Below are 17,483 nucleotides of genomic sequence, written 5' to 3'. Positions count from 1 at the left end.
GGGACTTGATGACGTGGGCATGGTCGGTCGTTCCTGTGCTGCATTTGCCGCCTCTGCTCCGGCCCGGGGCCTACTCAGGATGCGATTCTCGGTAGGACCCGAGCCCGCCGCCTCAGGATCTCCTCTACCACCCGTCCGGGCGTGTGCTCCGGTATCCAGTGGGATACCCCCGCCAGTTCGACGAGGCGGTAGTCGCCTGCGACGAACTCGGCCGACCGCTCCACACCCGCCCGCGCGACCGCCTCGTCGGCGTCACCCCACAGCAACGTCGTCGGCACCGAGATCGAACCCGTCAGAGGGTTCTCGGTGGCGGCCCGGTACCAGTTGATGGCGGCGTCGAGAGCGCCTGGCTGCAGGAGTACCTGTAGATGGCGTTGCACCATGGGCTCATCGATGACCTCGCCGTAGCCGGCGCGAAGTCCGGCTCCGTCGTCACCAGCCAGGGCTGGCACTGCAGATGGGTCGTTCTTCAAGAAGTCCACGTACCATGACCGCTCGATCTGCTCGCGGTCGTGCGCGGCCGCCCATGCGAATGCGGCCGGGTGCGGTACCGACAGAGCGATCAACGACTCCACGAGCTCGGGATGCCGTGCGGCGACTTCCCATGCGACCGTTGCACCCCAGTCGTGGCCTACGAGTTGCACGCGGTCATACCCGGACAGCCGACACACATCGACGACGTCGGAGACAAGGTGTTCGATGCGGTACGCCTCGATACCCGGGGGGCGCGCTCCAGGCGAGTAGCCGCGTTGGTCGAACGACAGCGCAGGTATGCCGACCTCGTCGAGGTCGCGCATGATGCCATCCCACGAAGCCTGCGACTGGGGAAACCCATGCAGCAACACCACGGGGGTCTGCTCTGATCCACGCTGCGCCGTCGAGTTGCGAGTCGCGCGGAACAGCAGAGTGCCGACACGAATCTCGTGAGAGAAAGGCTCGTGATCGTCGGACATGATGCTCCTCCAGACCCGCTAAGTGTGACCTACGTCAAACTAGACAACTGTCCAGACAAATGTCAAGGAATGGCGGCATGGGTCGTCCGGGTAGGTGGGGACGGCGTGAGTTCGACTACGGCGCCGTCACGCCCGCGCCTTGGTGGACACCGGACCGAGCGGGCGTACGACGGCGACCGGAGGCGCCTCATCCCGGGATGAGGCGCCTCCGGATACGCGTACGGTCAGGCGCCCGGCACCTTGTCGTCGTCCCGATGCGACGCCATGAACGCTCGATGGGGACTCGGGCCGTGCGTACCCAGTGCTCCGCGCGCGAGAGGTCGCAGTACCGCGCCTGCGTTCGTGGTCAACCGACGTACCGGCGGTACCGCAAGTGCCGTCTCAGCGGCAGACGGCCCCCTGCGACGCGGAGGTGACGAGCTTGGAGTACTTGGCCAGCACCCCGCGGGTGTAGCGCGGCGGTAGGGGAGTGAATTCCTGTGCACGTGATGCGAGTTCGTCGTCGTCGACCAGGAGGTCGAGGAGTCCGCGGCCGACGTCGAGTCGGATGCGGTCGCCGTCGCGGACCAGCGCGATCGGTCCACCGTCGACCGCTTCCGGTGCGACGTGACCCACGCACAGGCCGGTGGTGCCGCCCGAGAACCGTCCGTCGGTCATCAGCAGCACGTCCTTGCCGAGGCCCGCGCCCTTGATGGCGCCGGTGATCGCGAGCATCTCGCGCATCCCCGGTCCGCCCTTGGGCCCTTCGTACCGGATGACCACGACGTCCCCGGCGGTGATCGTGCCATCTTCCAACGCGTCCATCGCGGCGCGTTCCCGATCGAATACCCGTGCCGTTCCCTCGAAGACATCGGAGTCGAAGCCTGCGGACTTCACCACGGCGCCTTCGGGAGCCAGCGAACCCTTGAGGATCGTGATGCCGCCGGTGGGATGGATGGGCGACTTCGTGGCGCGCAGGACCTGACCGTCCGGATCCGGCGGCGCGATGTGCGCCAGGTTCTCGGCCACCGTCGATCCGGTCACCGTCAGGCAGTCGCCGTGCAGGAGCCCCGCGTCGAGGAGCGCCTTCATCACCACCGGCACACCGCCGATGCGATCGACGTCGGTCATCACGTGCCGGCCGAAGGGTTTGACGTCGGCGAGGTGCGGGACGCGGCTGCCCACGCGGATGAAGTCGTCGAGGGACAGTTCGACCTCGGCCTCGTTGGCGATGGCGAGAAGGTGGAGCACCGCGTTGGTCGAGCCGCCGAACGCCATCACCACCGCGATCGCGTTCTCGAAGGCCTCGCGCGTCATGATGTCGCGCGCGGTGATCCCGCGGCGCAGCATCTCGACGACGGCCACACCGCTGCGCCGGGCGAACTGGTCGCGGCGTTTGTCCGGGGCCGGGGGCGCGGCACTGCCGGGCAGGGACATGCCGAGGGCCTCGGCGGCGCTGGCCATCGTGTTGGCGGTGTACATGCCGCCGCACGCACCCTCACCCGGGCAGATGGCGCGTTCGATGGTGTCCACGTCCTCGCGGCTCATCAGTCCGCGGGCGCACGCGCCGACCGCCTCGAAGGCGTCGATGATGGTGACCTGGCGCTCTGTGCCGTCGGACAGCGTCGCGTAACCGGGCAGTGTGGAACCGGCGTAGAGGAACACCGACGCGAGGTCGAGGCGCGCCGCGGCCATGAGCATTCCGGGCAAGGACTTGTCGCACCCGGCCAGCAGGACCGAGCCGTCGAGTCGTTCGGCGCTCATCACGGTTTCCACGCTGTCGGCGATCACCTCGCGGGAGACCAGCGAGAAGTGCATGCCCTCGTGGCCCATCGAGATGCCGTCGGAAACCGAGATGGTGCCGAACTCGAGCGGATATCCACCGCCTTCGTGCACGCCTTCCTTCACGGCCTTGGCCAGCCGATCGAGCGACAGGTTGCACGGGGTGATCTCATTCCACGACGACCCGACCCCGATCTGCGGTTTCACCCAGTCGTCGTCACCCATCCCCACCGCGCGGAGCATGCCGCGGGCCGCGGTCTTCTCCAAGCCGTCCGTGACGTCGCGACTACGCGGCTTGATGTCGATCTCGGCGTCCGGTTCGGTTCGCTTGGTCATGAGGGCAAGAGTAGTGGTGATCGTCGGGACGCGGTCGGAGTCGGTACCGGCGCCGCGAGATCGGGCCGTGCGCGGTCAGCACAGAACCGTGCGCTCGTGACCAGATGCGTGGCAGCGGGAGTGGTTAAGGTCCACCTCGACCCCCGTTGACTCGTGGAAAGGCCGCCGACATGAACCCCAGGACCGCGCTTCGAAAACTGGCCGGACGGGCACTGCTCGTCTCGACATTGGTGGCCACGGCCGCCGGCCTGTCGGTGGTTCCGGCCGAGGCCCAGCCGACCGCACCGACAGTGGTCCTGGTGCACGGGGCGTTCGCGGATTCGTCGGGCTGGCGTGACGTCGCGCAGGACCTGCGCGGCCGCGGACTCGCGGTGCAGACCTTCGACAACCCCCTCCGGTCTCCGGCGTACGACTCCGCGCAACTCGAGAAGAAGCTCGCGACGATCGACGGGCCCATCGTGCTCGTCGGACACTCCTACGGCGGCTTCGTCATCACCAACACCCAGGACCCCGACGTCCGCGCCAATGTCTACATCGCCGCCTTCGCACCCACCACCGGCGAGTTCGTCCAAGGGCTGCTGAACCCGATCACCTACCCGGGCAGCCGGTTGTTGCCCCCCGCTCTGCAACTCAAGGTCGTCGAGAACGACCCCACCGGACTGGCCGGACGCAACGTCGACGGCTACATCGCACGCCCGTACTTCCGGGACATCTTCGCCCAGGACGTGACGCCCGCGGTCGCCGCCGACATGTTCGCGCACCAGAAGTCGGCGGCTCTCCGCGCCAACCTTGAACCGTCGGGACCGCCGTCGTGGTCGCGGGTGCCCAGCTGGTACCTGGTCTCCCAGCAGGATCGGGTGATCCCCCCGGCGCTGCAGCGATTCATGGCCGGACGGGCCGCGCCCGGTCGCACCTCCGAGGTCAACGCATCCCACGCCTCGCTGGTCTCGCGACCCGACGCCGTCTCGCGGATCGTCCTCCGAGCGGTCGACGCGACGTAGCCGGACTGACCGTCGGTGTGATCGTCCTGGCGTCAACCCGCTCCGACAGAGCGGGTTGACGCCGCGGCCTTACCGTCTGTGGCCCTGACGGCCTGGGAGGCACTCTTCGACGAGAGCCAACTGGAGAAGGGGCAGCGAGTGCTCATCGTCGGCGCCGGCGGGGTTGTCGGGAAGTATGCGATACAGCCGGCGAAACGATCCGGTGTGCACGTCGTTGCCACCGCGAGCCCGCGCAGCATCGACGCCGTCCGTGCCGCCGGAGCCGACCAGAGCATCGACCACTCGGCGACTGATGTGCTGGACGCACTCGATGGCCAGGTCGACGTGTTGCTGAACCTTGCCCCGATCGCTCCCGAGCAGTTCGCGGTCTATGTGACTGCTGTTCGAGACGGAGGGGTGGTCGTCAGCACCACGGCGTTCATGGCCACTCCCGATGACACGTCCCGAGGTGTTCGGGCGGCGACCGTCTTCGTCCAGCCCAACCGGCAACGTCTGGCCGAACTTGTCGACCTCGTCGGCGCCGGCGCACTCGGCGTCGAAGTCGCCAGGCGGATACGGCTGGCAGAGCTGCCAGAACTTCACCGAGAGGCCGCCGCCGGCAGGATCGCCGGCAAGGTCATCGTGACTCCCTGACAGGTGAGGCGTAATTGTGCCGTGACCGGCGGCAACCCCGCCGTCGCGCCGTGTTCGCCGGTATTCTTCGTGTTCGATCACCCGTCGTCGCACGGCGAACATTCGGAGCTGAGGGGGTCCGGGCATGGCCATCGTCTTCGCCTCGCACGAAGTGACGGAGAAGGACCGGCGTGAGGCGACCTACTCGGCGTTTCTCGACCAGATCTGGCCGACCTCGGTGGAGTTCGACGACCCTCTTCGTACGGACGCGACGTTGGAGCGCATCCCATATGGCGACACCAGTATCTTTCGTTCGTACCTCACCGGACTCCGGCTGTCGCGCAGTCCGGCGCAGATCCGCAGCGGCCCGTCGGAGGTGCTGGCGCTGGCGGTCCAGGAGCGCAGCGTCGGTGGATTCGATCAATACGGAAGTCAGCAGTTACTGCAGGCCGGTGACATGATGCTGTGCGACCTGAACACCCCCTACGACTATTACTGGCCGGGAAGGGGCTCATCGCAGGCCCTGTACATCCCGCTCGAACAACTCGATCTCCCTCACGAGGTGATCCGCGGCGCGGCCGGCCGGCTGACGTCGAGTCCGCTCTGTTCGCTGATGACCGACCGGATCGGGGCGATGGCGAACAACGGTGATGTGCTGGCAACTAATCCGATTGCGGCAGAGGCCATCGGGTCGTCCACGATCGACATCGCCCGAGCGTTGCTGGCGTCGGCCTACGACCCGGACTACGCGCGCCACGCGATGGCAGCCGTTCTCCTGCCACGTATCCGTGGTTACGTGCGGCGGCATCTCGGCGATCCTCAGCTCTCGGCCGGGATGATCGCCGACGCGCACGGGATCTCGGTCCGAAAGCTGTTCCGGCTCTGCGCGGACGCGGGTTTCGGACTCGAACAGTGGATCATCGCGTGCCGCCTGGAGGGTATTCGCGACGACCTCGCCCGACCGGAGACCCGACATCAATCGGTTGCGCTCATCGGACGCCGGTGGGGGGTGACCAACCCGTCCTTCCTCGGCCGCCGGTTCCGTGAGATGTACGGCATGACACCGAGAGCATGGCGGGTGATTTCGCTGGCGCCGGAGAACAGCCCATGATCACCGGTCAGGCGCAGGCCGGTCCGGAGGGTTCCCGATGCGGGCCGTGGCGCGACGTCAGGGGCGTCGAGGCGGTGGTCGCACCCGAACGTCACCCGGACGTGCCGATGGCCACGCACTGGCCGATGGGTGAGGGCATGTGGTTGACAGTTGCCGATCATCAAGGGATCACTCTGTCCCGCAACCGATCCCGTCGTGGCCGAGCCGAAGTGGCACTCGTCGTCGCGGTGCCCGGAGGCGATGCCTGGACGCTTCGTCGCGGCCCCGGCGAGGAGGCGAGTCCACGCGGACTCGCCGTCGTCGATGTGTTGTCGCCCTTCGATTTCCGTGCTCACGGCCCGGGTTCGATCGTGGCGTTGCAGGTGCCGCAGGGATGGCTGGGACTTGCTCCCGAGACAGTCCGGCTCGGTCTCGATCGTCTGCGCGACGCCAACCCGTTGCTCGGCTTCGTCCGTGATCACGTCCTGCATCTGGGGCGCCTGGCAGCGGACCGTCCCGAGTTGCTCCCGGATCTTGCCGCGCCGACCAGTGCCGTGGTCAGGTCCCTGATCCTCACGGCGCTCGACGCCGGTGACCAGTCGCGACCGTCGGAGCTGGTCATCTCGGTGAAGAACCACATCGATGCTCATCTCACCGACCCCGGGCTGTGCGCGGACACAATCGCAGCCGCCCACCACGTGTCGACCCGGAAGCTGTACTCCGAGTGGCCTTCTGCAGAGGGCCGGCTGAACGACTACATCATCCGCCGGCGACTGGACCGCGCCCGGGACGCACTCGTGGTCCGTCGACACCTGACCATCCCGGCGGTCGCCCGAGCCCACGGCTTCAGCGACGCTACCCATTTCGCCAAGCGATTCCGGGCCGCGTACGGGATCTCGCCGTCGCAGTGGCGCCGCGACAACGCGGTGTCCTGAATCTGCGGTGCCTTTCGACCCCGGGCTGCCCGGCCACCCATCCGGCGCCGCGTCGGAGGTGGCCGGCGCCACATTGCGTGCGGAGTGATTCTAAAGCGGCCGCGGGCGGCGAGGGTGGCGCAATGCCCCGCGCCCGAGCGCGGCTCGCAGGTCAGCGCGCATCACCGGTGGCGCATTGCGGTGGGGCCGCGAGCAGCGTCGACGACACTGATCCCAGAGTCGACGTGATCGCGTTATCGTCCATCCATGCAGCTCAGGACCACAGCAGCCGGACGGCTTCGGGCGGACAACGCCCGTATGGTCGCCGATGTCCTCCGGCGCCAGATCCACGACGGCGACCTCGCCGACTCGCTGGACGAACGCGCACTCATCGCCGACTTCAACGTCTCCCGCAACACCATCCGGGATGCGCTCGCGATCCTCACCGAGGAGCGACTGATCGAGCGCGCGCCCCGGGTCGGCACCCATGTGGTGGCCCGAAAGCTCGACCACGGGCTCGATGCGCTGCAGGGATTGAAGGAGACGTTCCGCATGCACGGCGAGGTACGCAACACGGTCAAGATCGCCACCCTCGTCGACGCCCCGCGCGCGGTGGCGAGGCGGTTGCAACTCGACGATGCGCAGGTCGTCTACATCGAACGGCTCCGCTACCTCGACGACGAGCCGATCAGCCTGGACATCACCTACCTCGTGCCGGACCTCGGGATCCCGCTGCTCGAGCACGACCTCGAGAACAACGACGTGTTCACGCTGCTCGAGCAGATCTCCGGCGGACCGCTCGGACACGCGACGATGACGGTCGAGGCGGTCGACGCCGATCCGCATTCGGCCGCACACCTGGAGATCGGTTCGGGGACTTCGCTTCTGCTCCTCGAACGACTGACCCACCTCGCTCACGAGAGCCGGCCCGTCGACCTCGAGTACATCCGGATGCGTAGCGACCGTGTCTGCCTGCGGAGCACCGCCCGGCGTGAGGTGGCCGGATCATGAGCCAGGTCAACAACCGGGTCGACGTACCGGTCACCATCGACGAATCCCTGTGCATCGAGGGTTGCACCCTCTGCGTCGAGGTCTGTCCACTGGACTCGCTGGCCATCAACCCGGAATCGGGCAAGGCCTTCATGCATGTCGACGAGTGCTGGTACTGCGGCCCGTGTGCGGTCCGGTGCCCGACGGGTGCGGTCACCGTCAACATGCCCTACCTCCTCCGCTGAGTTCTCCCGCCCACACCGCCGGCGCCACAACGCAACCGGCGGCAATGGCCCATGCCGTCATCTGTCCCGCACTTCCTCCATCCCCGGTCCCAGTCCGAAGGACACCCGATGAGAACACGTCTCCGATCCCGACAATTGGCGGCGATCACCGTCACCCTCGCTGTTGCTCTTGGCAGTGCGGCCTGTTCGCTGGAGGACACCGGTGATTCCGACGCGGTCCGGGTCGTCGTCGGCTACCAGTCGAAGACGATCAACACCGTGACGGCGGGCACCCTCCTCCGCGCGGAGGGCCAGTTCGAGAAGCGACTCGCCGAGGTCACCGAGCGGACCGGCCAGAAGTACACGGTCGAGTGGCAGGACTACGACACCGGCGCGCCGATCACGACCGGGATGGTCGCGGGCAAGATCGACATCGGATCGATGGGTGATTATCCGTTGCTGATCAACGGGTCCCGGGCCGGTGCCGAGGAGGCGACCCGAACCGAGATGTTGTCGGTCACGGGGTCCAGCGCGCGGGGTTCGTTGAACATGGTTGTGGTGCCGCCGAATTCGCCGGCCACGACGATCGCCGATCTGCGCGGGAAGTCGATCTCGGCCAGCGTCGGATCGGCGGGTCACGGGACTCTCGTGCAGGCTCTCGACCGTGCGGGAATCGACCCCACGACCGGCGTGCAGGTGCAGAACCAGCAACCACAGGTCGGGGCGTCGGCGCTGGAGTCGGGCAAGGTGGATGCCGTCGCCCAGTTCGTGGCCTGGCCCGGTCTGCTGGTCTTCCAGGACAAGGCCCGCTTGCTCTACGACGGTGCTCAGCTCGGTGTCCCGACGCTGCACGGAGTGGTCGCGAGATCTGCCTACGCGCGGGAGAATCCCGATGTGGTCGCGGCATTCCTGCGGGCGCAGCTCGATTCGACCGAGTCCCTGACCCGCGACCCGCTCGCCGCGGCCCAGCTCGTCGCGGAGAACAGTGGGCTGCCGGCCGAGGTCGTCTACCTGTACAACGGCCCGGGCGGAACGGATTTCAACCCCGGTATCAAGCCGAACCTCGTCGAGGCACTGCGAAACGATGTTCCCTACCTGAAATCGATCGGCAGCTTCCCCCACGAGATCGACCTGGACACCTTCGTCGAACCCGGGCCGTTGCAGGAGACCTTCTCCGCGGCCGGCGCGGACTACTCGGAAGCGGTGAATCGCACCGGCAACGCCTCCGTCATCCGTGGCGACGACCCGGTCTGCGAGGTGGAGGTCGACCCGGCCACCGCCGGTGAGATCTGGCTGCGCGGGCAGGAGCGGACCCAGCCCGCCGCCGACCCGACCTGCTTGCTGCGTGCGGTCGATCGGGCTCGGCGACAAGGGCAGGAACTCAGGGCCGCCTACATCTCCGACCCGCAGCTGGGGACCCGCTGGTTCGCCGACAAGGCGGTCTGGCTGCGGGAGGGCAACCGGTACGTCGCGTTCACCACCCTGGACAGCGCGCGGCAGTATCGGGCGACGCATCCCGGTGCCGTCGACGTGACCTATGAGCAGGCACTCGCCCAGGTCGCGTCATGACCACCGCGACGGTCGCCCGGCTTCCCGCCGACGACGTGGTTTCCGACGAGGCGACAGCACGGTCCCGGGACGGATCGAATCGACTCTGGCAGTGGGGAGTACGACTACTGGTCCTGGTGACGGCCGGGGTTCTCTGGCAGCTGCTGACGACCCACGATGTGGTCCTGTGGGCCAGGTTCGACACCATTCCCTCACTCACCGATGTCGCCCACGCGTTCTGGGGCGCTCTCGGCACCGGCCAGTACTACCTGGATCTCGGGCAGTCACTGATCAGGATCGGTACGGGATTCGCGCTGGCGGTGCTCGTCGGCATCCCGGTGGGCGTCGCTCTCGGACGCTCCAGGGCGGCCAGACTCACGGCGGGCACACTCACCGAGGTTCTCCGCCCGATCCCGGCGATCGCGCTGGTTCCGGTCGCGATACTGGTGTTGCCGACCGACGAGGCCGGCATGGTCTTCATCACCTTCGCAGCGGCGTTCTTCCCCATCCTCGTCGCGACCCGGCATGCCGTCCGGGCGCTGCCCACGATCTGGGAGGACTCGGTCCGGACGATGGGCGGCACGCGTCGAGACGTGGTGATCCGGGTGATCCTGCCCGGCATCGCCCCGGGCGTGTTCAGCGGACTGTCCGTCGGCGTCGGCGTCGCCTGGATCTGCCTCATCTCCGCCGAGATGATCTCGGGCCGGTTCGGCGTCGGATACCGCACCTGGCAGGCGTACACAGTGGTCGACTACCCGCAGGTGTTCGTCGGGATGCTGACCATCGGGGTGCTCGGCGCCCTGACGTCCGGTCTGATCGAGCTGTTCGGCCGGCGGGTCACCCGCTGGCTGCCGCGAGGGCAGGAGCAACGATGAGCACTGCGACGACGCGACGGGACTCGGCCAGCGCGATGCGGCTCGACCTCGCCGACATCCGCATCGGGTACGGCGAGTCGACGGTGATCGAGTGCCTCGACCTCGTCGTGGGCGCCGGCGAGATCGTCGTCCTGACCGGGCCGTCAGGGTGCGGAAAGTCCACGCTCCTGCGTGCGATCGCGGGCCTGCTACCGGTTCGGGGTGGACGCATCCTGGCCGACGGCGATCCGGTTTCGACCACGTCGCGGGATCGGGCCATGGTGTTCCAGGACGACGCCCTGCATCCCTGGCGGACCGTTCGAGGGAACATCATGCTGGCGTTGACGTTACGCGGAGTTCCGCGGCAGCAGCGCCGGGAGCAGGCCGAGCAGTGGATCGCCGAGATCGGCCTGGACGGCTTCGGCGACCACCTGCCGAAGTCGTTGTCCGGCGGGATGCGTCAGCGCGTGCAGCTCGCCCGCGGACTCGCCGGGTCGCCGAGAGCGGTTCTGATGGACGAGCCCTTCGGCGCTCTCGACGCGCAGACACGGACCTCCATGCAGGAACTGCTGCTGCACACCCTGTCCGGTCACCCCTCGACCGTCGTGTTCGTGACCCACGACGTGGACGAAGCGCTGCTCCTGGGTGACCGGGTGGTCGTGCTCGGCCGCGCAGGCGAAGCTGTCCGCGCTCTCGTCGACATCCCGCACCCACGCGACCCGCGGCGGCGGGGCGACGACGTGACACTGCGGTTACGCCGCACCATCCTCGACGCATTGGAGAAGTGAACCAGCCGTGGACATCCCAGACATCGACGATCGCACTCGACTCGACTGCGACGTGCTGGTCATCGGCGGCGGCACGGCCGGGACGATGGCCGCCCTCACCGCCGCCGAGAACGGCGCAACCGTTCTGCTGCTGGACAAGGCGCACGTCCGCCACTCCGGGGCGCTCGCGATGGGAATGGACGGGGTGAACAACGCCGTCATCCCCGGTAAGGCGACGCCTGAGGATTACGTCGCCGAGATCACCCGGGCGAACGACGGCATCGTGAACCAGAAGACGGTGTATCAGACGGCCACTCGCGGTTTCGCGATGATCGGGCGGCTGGAACGCTATGGCGTGAAGTTCGAGAAGGACGAGTACGGGGAGTACGCGGTCCGGCGGGTACACCGGTCAGGGGCGTACGTGTTGCCGATGCCCGAAGGCAAGGACGTGAAGAAGGCGCTCTACCGGGTCCTGCGCAAGCGCGACATGCGCGAGAAGATCACCATCGAGAACCGGCTGATGCCGGTGCGGGTCCTGACGGCGAACGGCCGTGCGGTGGGCGCGGCCGCATTGCACACGCGCACCGGTGAATTCGTGGAGATCGGCGCGAAGACGGTGATCCTCGCGACGGGACCGTGCGGCCGGTTGGGCCTGCCCGCGTCCGGCTACCTCTATGGCACCTACGAGAACCCGACGAACGCCGGGGACGGATACTCGATGGCCTACCATGCCGGCGCCGAGCTCAGTGGTATCGAGTGCTTCCAGATCAACCCGCTGATCAAGGATTACAACGGTCCCGCATGTGCCTACGTGGCGAACCCGTTCGGCGGATACCAGGTGAACGCCGAGGGTGAGCGTTTCGTCGACTCCGACTACTGGTCCGGCGACATGATGGCGGAGGTGAAATCGGAGATCGAATCCGCCCGGGGTCCCATCTACCTCAAGGTGAGTCACCTTCCCGACGAGACGCTGGACTCCCTCGAGTCGATCCTGCACACCACCGAGCGGCCCACGCGGGGAACGTTCCACAGCAACCGCGGACACGACTACCGGACCCACGACATCGAGATGCACATCTCCGAGATCGGCCTGTGCAGCGGACACTCCGCATCGGGGGTCTGGGTGGACGAACACGGGCGCACCACCGTCGACGGCCTGTACGCGGCGGGTGACCTCGCCTGCGTGCCACACAATTACATGATCGGCGCGTTCGTGTACGGCGAACTCACCGGTCAACACGCCAGTGACACCGCTCGCGACCTGACAGCGCCCGCGGAACTGCCGATGGACCAGCTGCGAGAGGCCCACGAGCTCATCTACCGGCCGCTCACCCATCCGGATGGGCCTCCGCAACCGCAAGTGGAGTACAAGCTGCGCCGCTTCGTCAACGACTATGTGGCGCCGCCGAAGACGTCGAACAAGCTGGCCATCGCCATCGAGACCTTCGAGCGCATGCGCACCGAGATCGAGGAGATGGGCGGGCGGACCCCGCACGAGCTGATGCGATGCGCGGAGGTGTCGTTCATCCGCGATTGCGCCGAACTGGCCGCGCGGAGTTCGTTGACGCGCACCGAGAGTCGCTGGGGCCTCTATCACGAGCGCGCCGATCTACCCGAGCGCCGGGACGACGAGTGGGGTTACCACCTGAACGTCCGCAAGGCGGCAGACGGCACGATGGAGTTCCTCGGACGGCCGGTGGAGCCGTTCCTGGTCGGGGTCGAGGGCCTGGACCACATCCCGCCCACCGACCGTAGGGTGATCGCGATCGAACAGCCGGTCGTGTCGACGGGGCCGGGGTACCGCGGTGTCGAGAGCCCGGTCCGTGTTTCTCCGCGGGACGCAGAACCGGCCGCACCGGGTTCGCCTCGGATCGTCGAGCTGCTCGGGACGTCGGTGACACACGCGTCGGACCTCGATCCCTACCTGGAAGACCCGGACCCGACCGTCCGCCGGACCGCGATCGCGATGCTGACCGAGAACACACCGGACGGATTCGAGATGGCCGTCGTCGGGGCGCTGTCGGATTCCGTGGGGTCCGTCCGGGGCGCGGCCACGCAGGGTCTGCGGGAACTGGTGGAGATCATCGATCCGACGGTGGAGTTCGTGTCGGCCCTCGCCGGTCACGTGGAATCGACCGACCCGGTCGTCCGGGCGACCGTCATCGACCTGCTCCGCGCCGTGCGCGCCGACCGTGTCGACCTGTTCGTCACCGCAACCGGAGATCCCCACCACCGAGTCCGCATCGAGGCCATCCGGGCGCTGGTGTCGCGCGACGAGTCCGGCCTGATCGCCGGCCTGGCATCGGATCCCGATCGTGAGGTCCGCATCGCGGTGGCCGAGGGACTGGCGACGGTCGGTGCCGGTGGTGCGGAGGCCGTGCGTCGGCTCGGTGCCGACCGCGATCCGCTCGTGCGGGCTGCGGCCTTCTCGGCGATGGCGGTGGTCGGTGACGGCGCCGCCGACGGCCCGATCCTGGTCCGGGCGTTGCGGGAGACCGCGTGGCAGGTGCGCGTCGGCGCGGCGCGCGGGTTGTCGGTCGCGAGGGACGAGACGACGGTCCAGGCCCTGGAAGCAGCTCTCGCGGACGTTCACAACGACGTCCGGCGTGCCACTGCCCTCACCCTCGCGGACTGGAGTGACGATCCCAACGTCCGGCGAATCCTAGAATCCGCCGCGGACGATCCCGACGCCGACGTGCGCGCCGCGGTACGGCGGAGCCTCGCGAGTTCGTTCGTCCCACACTGAGTTACTGCCCGCCCGGACTGAGTTCACAAACGTGAGGTCATGCTCGTCGGTCCTGAACTCACGGTCGTGAGTTCACGGGTGATAGCCGTGAGCGCAGTCAACAGGGCGACATCGCGAGGGCTACTGCGGGCTGCCGGCAGGTCGGACGACGATCGAGTTCACGTCGACCTCCGGTGGTTGCGAGATCGCGTAGGCGATGGCGTCTGCGATTGCCGACGCCGGTAGCGCCACGGCGCGGTAGGCCTTCATCGACTCGCGTGCGTCAGCGTCCGAGATCGACTCGGCCAATTCCGATTCGGTGACACCGGGAGACACCAGGCTGACGCGTATGGTGCCGTCGGTCTCGACTCGCAGACCATCGGTGATCGCCCGCACAGCGAACTTGGTGGCGCTGTAGACCGCCGATGTCGGAGGCACCTCCCAGGCGCCGACGGAGGCGATGTTGACGATGTGCCCGCCGCCCTGCTCCTGCATCACCGGTAGCGCTGCGGCGATCCCATGGAGGACGCCGCGGATGTTGACGTCGATCATGCGATCCCACTCATCGATCTTCAACGCGGCGAGTGGGGACAGGGGCATGACCCCCGCGTTGTTGATCAAGGCATCGATCCTCCCGAACTCGGCTCCCGCCGTGTCGACGAAGCCCTGCACATCCGACGCGTCGGTGACGTCGAGTTCCCGAAAGGACGCGACACCTCCCTGCGCAGCAATCGATTTCACCAGTTGCTCCAATCGGTCGGTGCGCCGGGCGCCCAGGAACACCCGATGGCCATCGGCGGCAAGTCGTGCTGCGGTGGCTGCGCCGATGCCGCTGCTGGCGCCGGTGATCACAATGTTCTTCGGATCTGTCATACGTTCTCTCCTTCGAATTCCGGATGTGGTTGTCACCGTAGGAACATCCGGGCGGTGCGTGCCTGGGTGTGCTGCACCCACGCAGGCGACCTGCAGCAACGGCGCCGGTGGCCCGTGCACGGCTCGCTAGAATGGCGTGTATGGCTGATGACGATCTCGGAGCCTTCTTGCGCGCTCGACGTACTGCCGCGGCCCCGCAGGATTACGCCTTGCCCACCCACACCACGCGTCGGGTACCTGGTCTGCGGCGTGAAGAAGTCGCCGAGATGGCGGGGATGAGCACCGACTACTACACGCGGTTGGAACAGGGACGTGAGCAGCATCCCTCCGAGCAGGTGGTGACCGCGCTGACACGGGCGCTGAGATTGACCGGACATCAAGGCAATCACCTGCGGCTACTCGCAGGACTCGCTCCACTCCCGGTGTCGACGACGACCCATCTCGATCAGGCGCTCACGCGCATGATGGATTCGTGGGATGACTCCGCAGCTTTCATACTCGATCCGCTGCTGAACATGACACGGCTCAACCCGCTGGCCGAGGCGCTCTTCAGTTCGTTCCGCGACAACCGGAACTATGCCCGAAACGTCTTCCTCGATCCGGCCGGACGACGCTTCTTCGCGGACTGGGACCGGTCGGCGCAGTCGAGTGTCGCATCGCTCCGGGCGACGATGCACCAGCACCCGTCACCCCAGGAGCGGGCCGCGCTCATCGAAGAACTGCGGACGGACGACGAGTTCGACCGGTTGTGGGAGCAGTACGACGTTGCGCCCAAGACCGCCGAGGTCAAGACCCTCAGGCACGAGAGGGTCGGCGACATCACCGTGAGCTTCCACGCCTTTGCCGTGATGAGCGCGCCGGGCCGGCAACTCATCGTCTACCAGCCAGAACCAGGATCGGTGAGCGAGAGCAGATTGTTGACGCTGCGGATCGGAGCCCTGCATCCGAGGCCGACCGGCGTCGGAGCCGCGTCCGACTAGCGCATCGCCGGCCACCTCCACGACCGTGCCGCGTCACGGACAGCACAGAACAGTGCACCCTCGACACGTTTCGCGAACCGGTTTGCTCCTACGGTGATCCCACATCGACACCGGAGGACTCGGAGGAGCCATGCCGTACGTCACCACACTCGACGGAACCGAGATCTACTACAAAGACTGGGGTGCCGGACGCCCGGTCGTTCTCAGCCACGGGTGGCCGCTGAACTCCGACAGCTGGGAGTCGCAACAGCTCTTCCTGGCGCAGAACGGATATCGGGCCATCGCACACGATCGACGCGGGCACGGACGGTCGTCACAGACCTGGTCCGGCAACGAGATGGACACGTATGCCGATGATCTCGCGGAACTGATCCGGCACCTCGATCTGGAGGAGCTCACGCTCGTCGGATTCTCCACCGGTGGTGGCGAGGTCACGCGCTACATCGGGCGGCACGGGACCGATCGGGTGGCGCAACTGGTGCTGGTCTCCGCGGTGCCCCCGTTCATGCTGAAGACCGACGACAATCCCGGCGGGGTTCCGATCGAGGTGTTCGACGGCATCCGTTCGGCGTCGACCGCCGATCGTTCGCAGACGTACCGGGATCTCGCCGACGGGCCGTTCTTCGGCAACAACCGCCCCGGTCAGAATCCGTCACAGGGGATGCGCGATGCCTTCTGGCGGCAGGGCCTGCAGGCCGGCGCCCACAACGCCTACGAGAGCATCGCCGCGTTCTCGGCCACCGACTTCCGCGCCGACCTCGACAACGTGGACGTGCCTGCCCTCGTCATCCATGGTGACGACGATCAGGTGGTGCCGTTCGAGGTGGGCGGCAAGGCGTCCGCCGCCCAGATCGCGGGCGCCGAACTGAAGGTCTACCCCGGTGCGCCACACGGGATCACCGACACGCACAAGGACGAGCTCAACGACGATCTGCTCGCCTTCCTCAACACCTACACCGCCCGCTGAGCCCACACCCCGAGCCCACGCCCCGAGCACCGACAAACGGAGACAACACATGACCACACCGTCCCCCGACACCATCGTCCTCATCCACGGCCTGTGGGTCACGCCCCGGTCCTGGGAGGAGTGGATCACCTACTACCAGGACAAGGGGTATCGGGTCATCGCGCCCGCCTATCCCGGCTTCGAGGTGGAGGTCGAGGCGCTGCGCGAGAACTCCGATGTGATCGCGAACCTCACCGTGCCCGCGACCGTCGACCATCTCACCGAGATCATCCGTGCGCTGCCGACGCCGCCGATCATCATGGGCCACTCCTTCGGAGGCGTCCTCACGCAGCTGCTGGTCGCGCGCGGTCTGGGCGCGGCCGCCGTGGTGATCGACTCGGCGCCGACCGAAGGTGTACGCGCGCAACCGCTCTCACAAGTGCGATCGCTGCTCCCGATCCTCAAGCGCTTCTCGAACCGGCACAAGGCCGCCGGCTTCACACCCGCAGAGTGGCACTACGCGTTCACCAACACACTGAGCGACGAGGATTCGCGCGCGGTGTACGACCGGTACGCGATAGCCGCGCCCGGATCGTGGGTGTGGAAGTACGGCGTCTTCGCGAACCTCACACCGGGACATCAGGAGACCTGGGTGGACTACCGGCGCGACGACCGTGCACCGCTGCTGTTCATCGCCGGCGGGGCCGACCACATCATGCCGCCGGCGGTGAACAAGTCGAACGCGAAGAAGTACCGTCGGTCGAAGGCGGTGACGGAGTATCACGAGTTCCCCGGAAGATCCCATTGGACCTGCGGTGAGCCGGGGTGGGAGAAGGTCGCCGACCATGCGCTCCGGTGGGCCGAGGAGCACTCCGGGCGGGCGGCGTTGCCGAGTTGAGTGGTTCCGGG

16 protein-coding genes are annotated in these 17,483 nt (G+C 67.4%); 13 read left to right on the top strand and 3 right to left on the bottom strand.

Annotation, left to right across the window (positions count from 1 at the left end; translation table 11 throughout):
* Positions 1-74 precede the first annotated feature (74 nt).
* Positions 75-953 (bottom strand): alpha/beta fold hydrolase, encoded by an 879-nt coding sequence (locus KTR9_RS24570; RefSeq protein WP_014928640.1) that lies wholly within the window; start codon positions 951-953, stop codon positions 75-77.
* 381 nt (positions 954-1,334) lie between these two features.
* Positions 1,335-3,050: a dihydroxy-acid dehydratase gene (ilvD, locus tag KTR9_RS24565; RefSeq protein WP_010843873.1), complete on the bottom strand. Its 1,716-nt coding sequence runs from the start codon at positions 3,048-3,050 to the stop codon at positions 1,335-1,337.
* Between the two features lie 170 nt (positions 3,051-3,220).
* On the opposite strand from ilvD, the gene KTR9_RS24560 reads away from it, so the two are divergent.
* The 10 genes from KTR9_RS24560 (at position 3,221) to KTR9_RS24515 (ending at position 13,796) form a co-directional block, all read left to right on the top strand.
* Positions 3,221-4,051: an alpha/beta fold hydrolase gene (locus KTR9_RS24560; RefSeq protein WP_014928638.1), complete on the top strand. Its 831-nt coding sequence runs from the start codon at positions 3,221-3,223 to the stop codon at positions 4,049-4,051.
* A gap of 78 nt (positions 4,052-4,129) precedes the next feature.
* Complete coding sequence (locus KTR9_RS24555; RefSeq protein ID WP_014928637.1) at positions 4,130-4,684, top strand: zinc-binding dehydrogenase; 555 nt, start codon at positions 4,130-4,132, stop codon at positions 4,682-4,684.
* A 124-nt stretch (positions 4,685-4,808) separates the two neighbouring features.
* Complete coding sequence (locus KTR9_RS24550) at positions 4,809-5,774, top strand: helix-turn-helix domain-containing protein (RefSeq protein ID WP_014928636.1); 966 nt, start codon at positions 4,809-4,811, stop codon at positions 5,772-5,774.
* Positions 5,771-6,688: a helix-turn-helix transcriptional regulator gene (locus KTR9_RS24545; RefSeq protein ID WP_014928635.1), complete on the top strand. Its 918-nt coding sequence runs from the start codon at positions 5,771-5,773 to the stop codon at positions 6,686-6,688. The genes KTR9_RS24550 and KTR9_RS24545 overlap by 4 nt, the downstream gene beginning before the upstream one ends.
* A gap of 297 nt (positions 6,689-6,985) precedes the next feature.
* Positions 6,986-7,678, top strand: a complete 693-nt coding sequence (locus tag KTR9_RS24540) for a GntR family transcriptional regulator (protein WP_014928634.1) — start codon at positions 6,986-6,988, stop codon at positions 7,676-7,678.
* Positions 7,675-7,902, top strand: a complete 228-nt coding sequence (locus KTR9_RS24535; protein ID WP_010843879.1) for a 4Fe-4S dicluster domain-containing protein — start codon at positions 7,675-7,677, stop codon at positions 7,900-7,902. Before KTR9_RS24540 ends, KTR9_RS24535 begins: the two co-directional genes overlap by 4 nt.
* A 108-nt stretch (positions 7,903-8,010) precedes the next feature.
* Positions 8,011-9,450, top strand: coding sequence for an ABC transporter substrate-binding protein (locus KTR9_RS24530; protein WP_044507431.1), 1,440 nt, complete (start codon positions 8,011-8,013; stop codon positions 9,448-9,450).
* On the top strand, positions 9,447-10,304 hold the full coding sequence (locus tag KTR9_RS24525) for an ABC transporter permease (RefSeq protein WP_014928632.1): 858 nt from the start codon (positions 9,447-9,449) through the stop codon (positions 10,302-10,304). Before KTR9_RS24530 ends, KTR9_RS24525 begins: the two co-directional genes overlap by 4 nt.
* The gene (locus KTR9_RS24520) at positions 10,301-11,071 is read left to right on the top strand and encodes an ABC transporter ATP-binding protein (protein ID WP_044507429.1); all 771 of its coding nucleotides are present in this window, start codon (positions 10,301-10,303) and stop codon (positions 11,069-11,071) included. Before KTR9_RS24525 ends, KTR9_RS24520 begins: the two co-directional genes overlap by 4 nt.
* A gap of 7 nt (positions 11,072-11,078) precedes the next feature.
* The gene (locus tag KTR9_RS24515) at positions 11,079-13,796 is read left to right on the top strand and encodes a fumarate reductase/succinate dehydrogenase flavoprotein subunit (protein WP_044507427.1); all 2,718 of its coding nucleotides are present in this window, start codon (positions 11,079-11,081) and stop codon (positions 13,794-13,796) included.
* Between the two features lie 120 nt (positions 13,797-13,916).
* Here KTR9_RS24515 and KTR9_RS24510 read toward each other — a convergent pair whose 3' ends face one another.
* A complete protein-coding gene (locus KTR9_RS24510) occupies positions 13,917-14,648 on the bottom strand; it encodes an SDR family oxidoreductase (protein WP_014928629.1) in 732 nt (243 codons plus the stop codon).
* 140 nt (positions 14,649-14,788) lie between these two features.
* On the opposite strand from KTR9_RS24510, the gene KTR9_RS24505 reads away from it, so the two are divergent.
* From KTR9_RS24505 to KTR9_RS24495, 3 genes are all read left to right on the top strand, one after another.
* On the top strand, positions 14,789-15,628 hold the full coding sequence (locus KTR9_RS24505) for a helix-turn-helix transcriptional regulator (RefSeq protein WP_035717910.1): 840 nt from the start codon (positions 14,789-14,791) through the stop codon (positions 15,626-15,628).
* A gap of 130 nt (positions 15,629-15,758) precedes the next feature.
* A complete protein-coding gene (locus KTR9_RS24500) occupies positions 15,759-16,595 on the top strand; it encodes an alpha/beta fold hydrolase (protein ID WP_014928627.1) in 837 nt (278 codons plus the stop codon).
* A gap of 49 nt (positions 16,596-16,644) precedes the next feature.
* Entirely contained in the window at positions 16,645-17,472 is an 828-nt protein-coding gene (locus KTR9_RS24495) for an alpha/beta hydrolase (RefSeq protein WP_014928626.1), read from the top strand.
* Positions 17,473-17,483: the final 11 nt, after the last annotated feature.

Origin of the sequence: Gordonia sp. KTR9 (assembly GCF_000143885.2) — a bacterium.
Classification (GTDB): Bacteria; Actinomycetota; Actinomycetes; order Mycobacteriales; family Mycobacteriaceae; genus Gordonia.
This window is presented reverse-complemented; position numbering and strand designations above follow the sequence as displayed.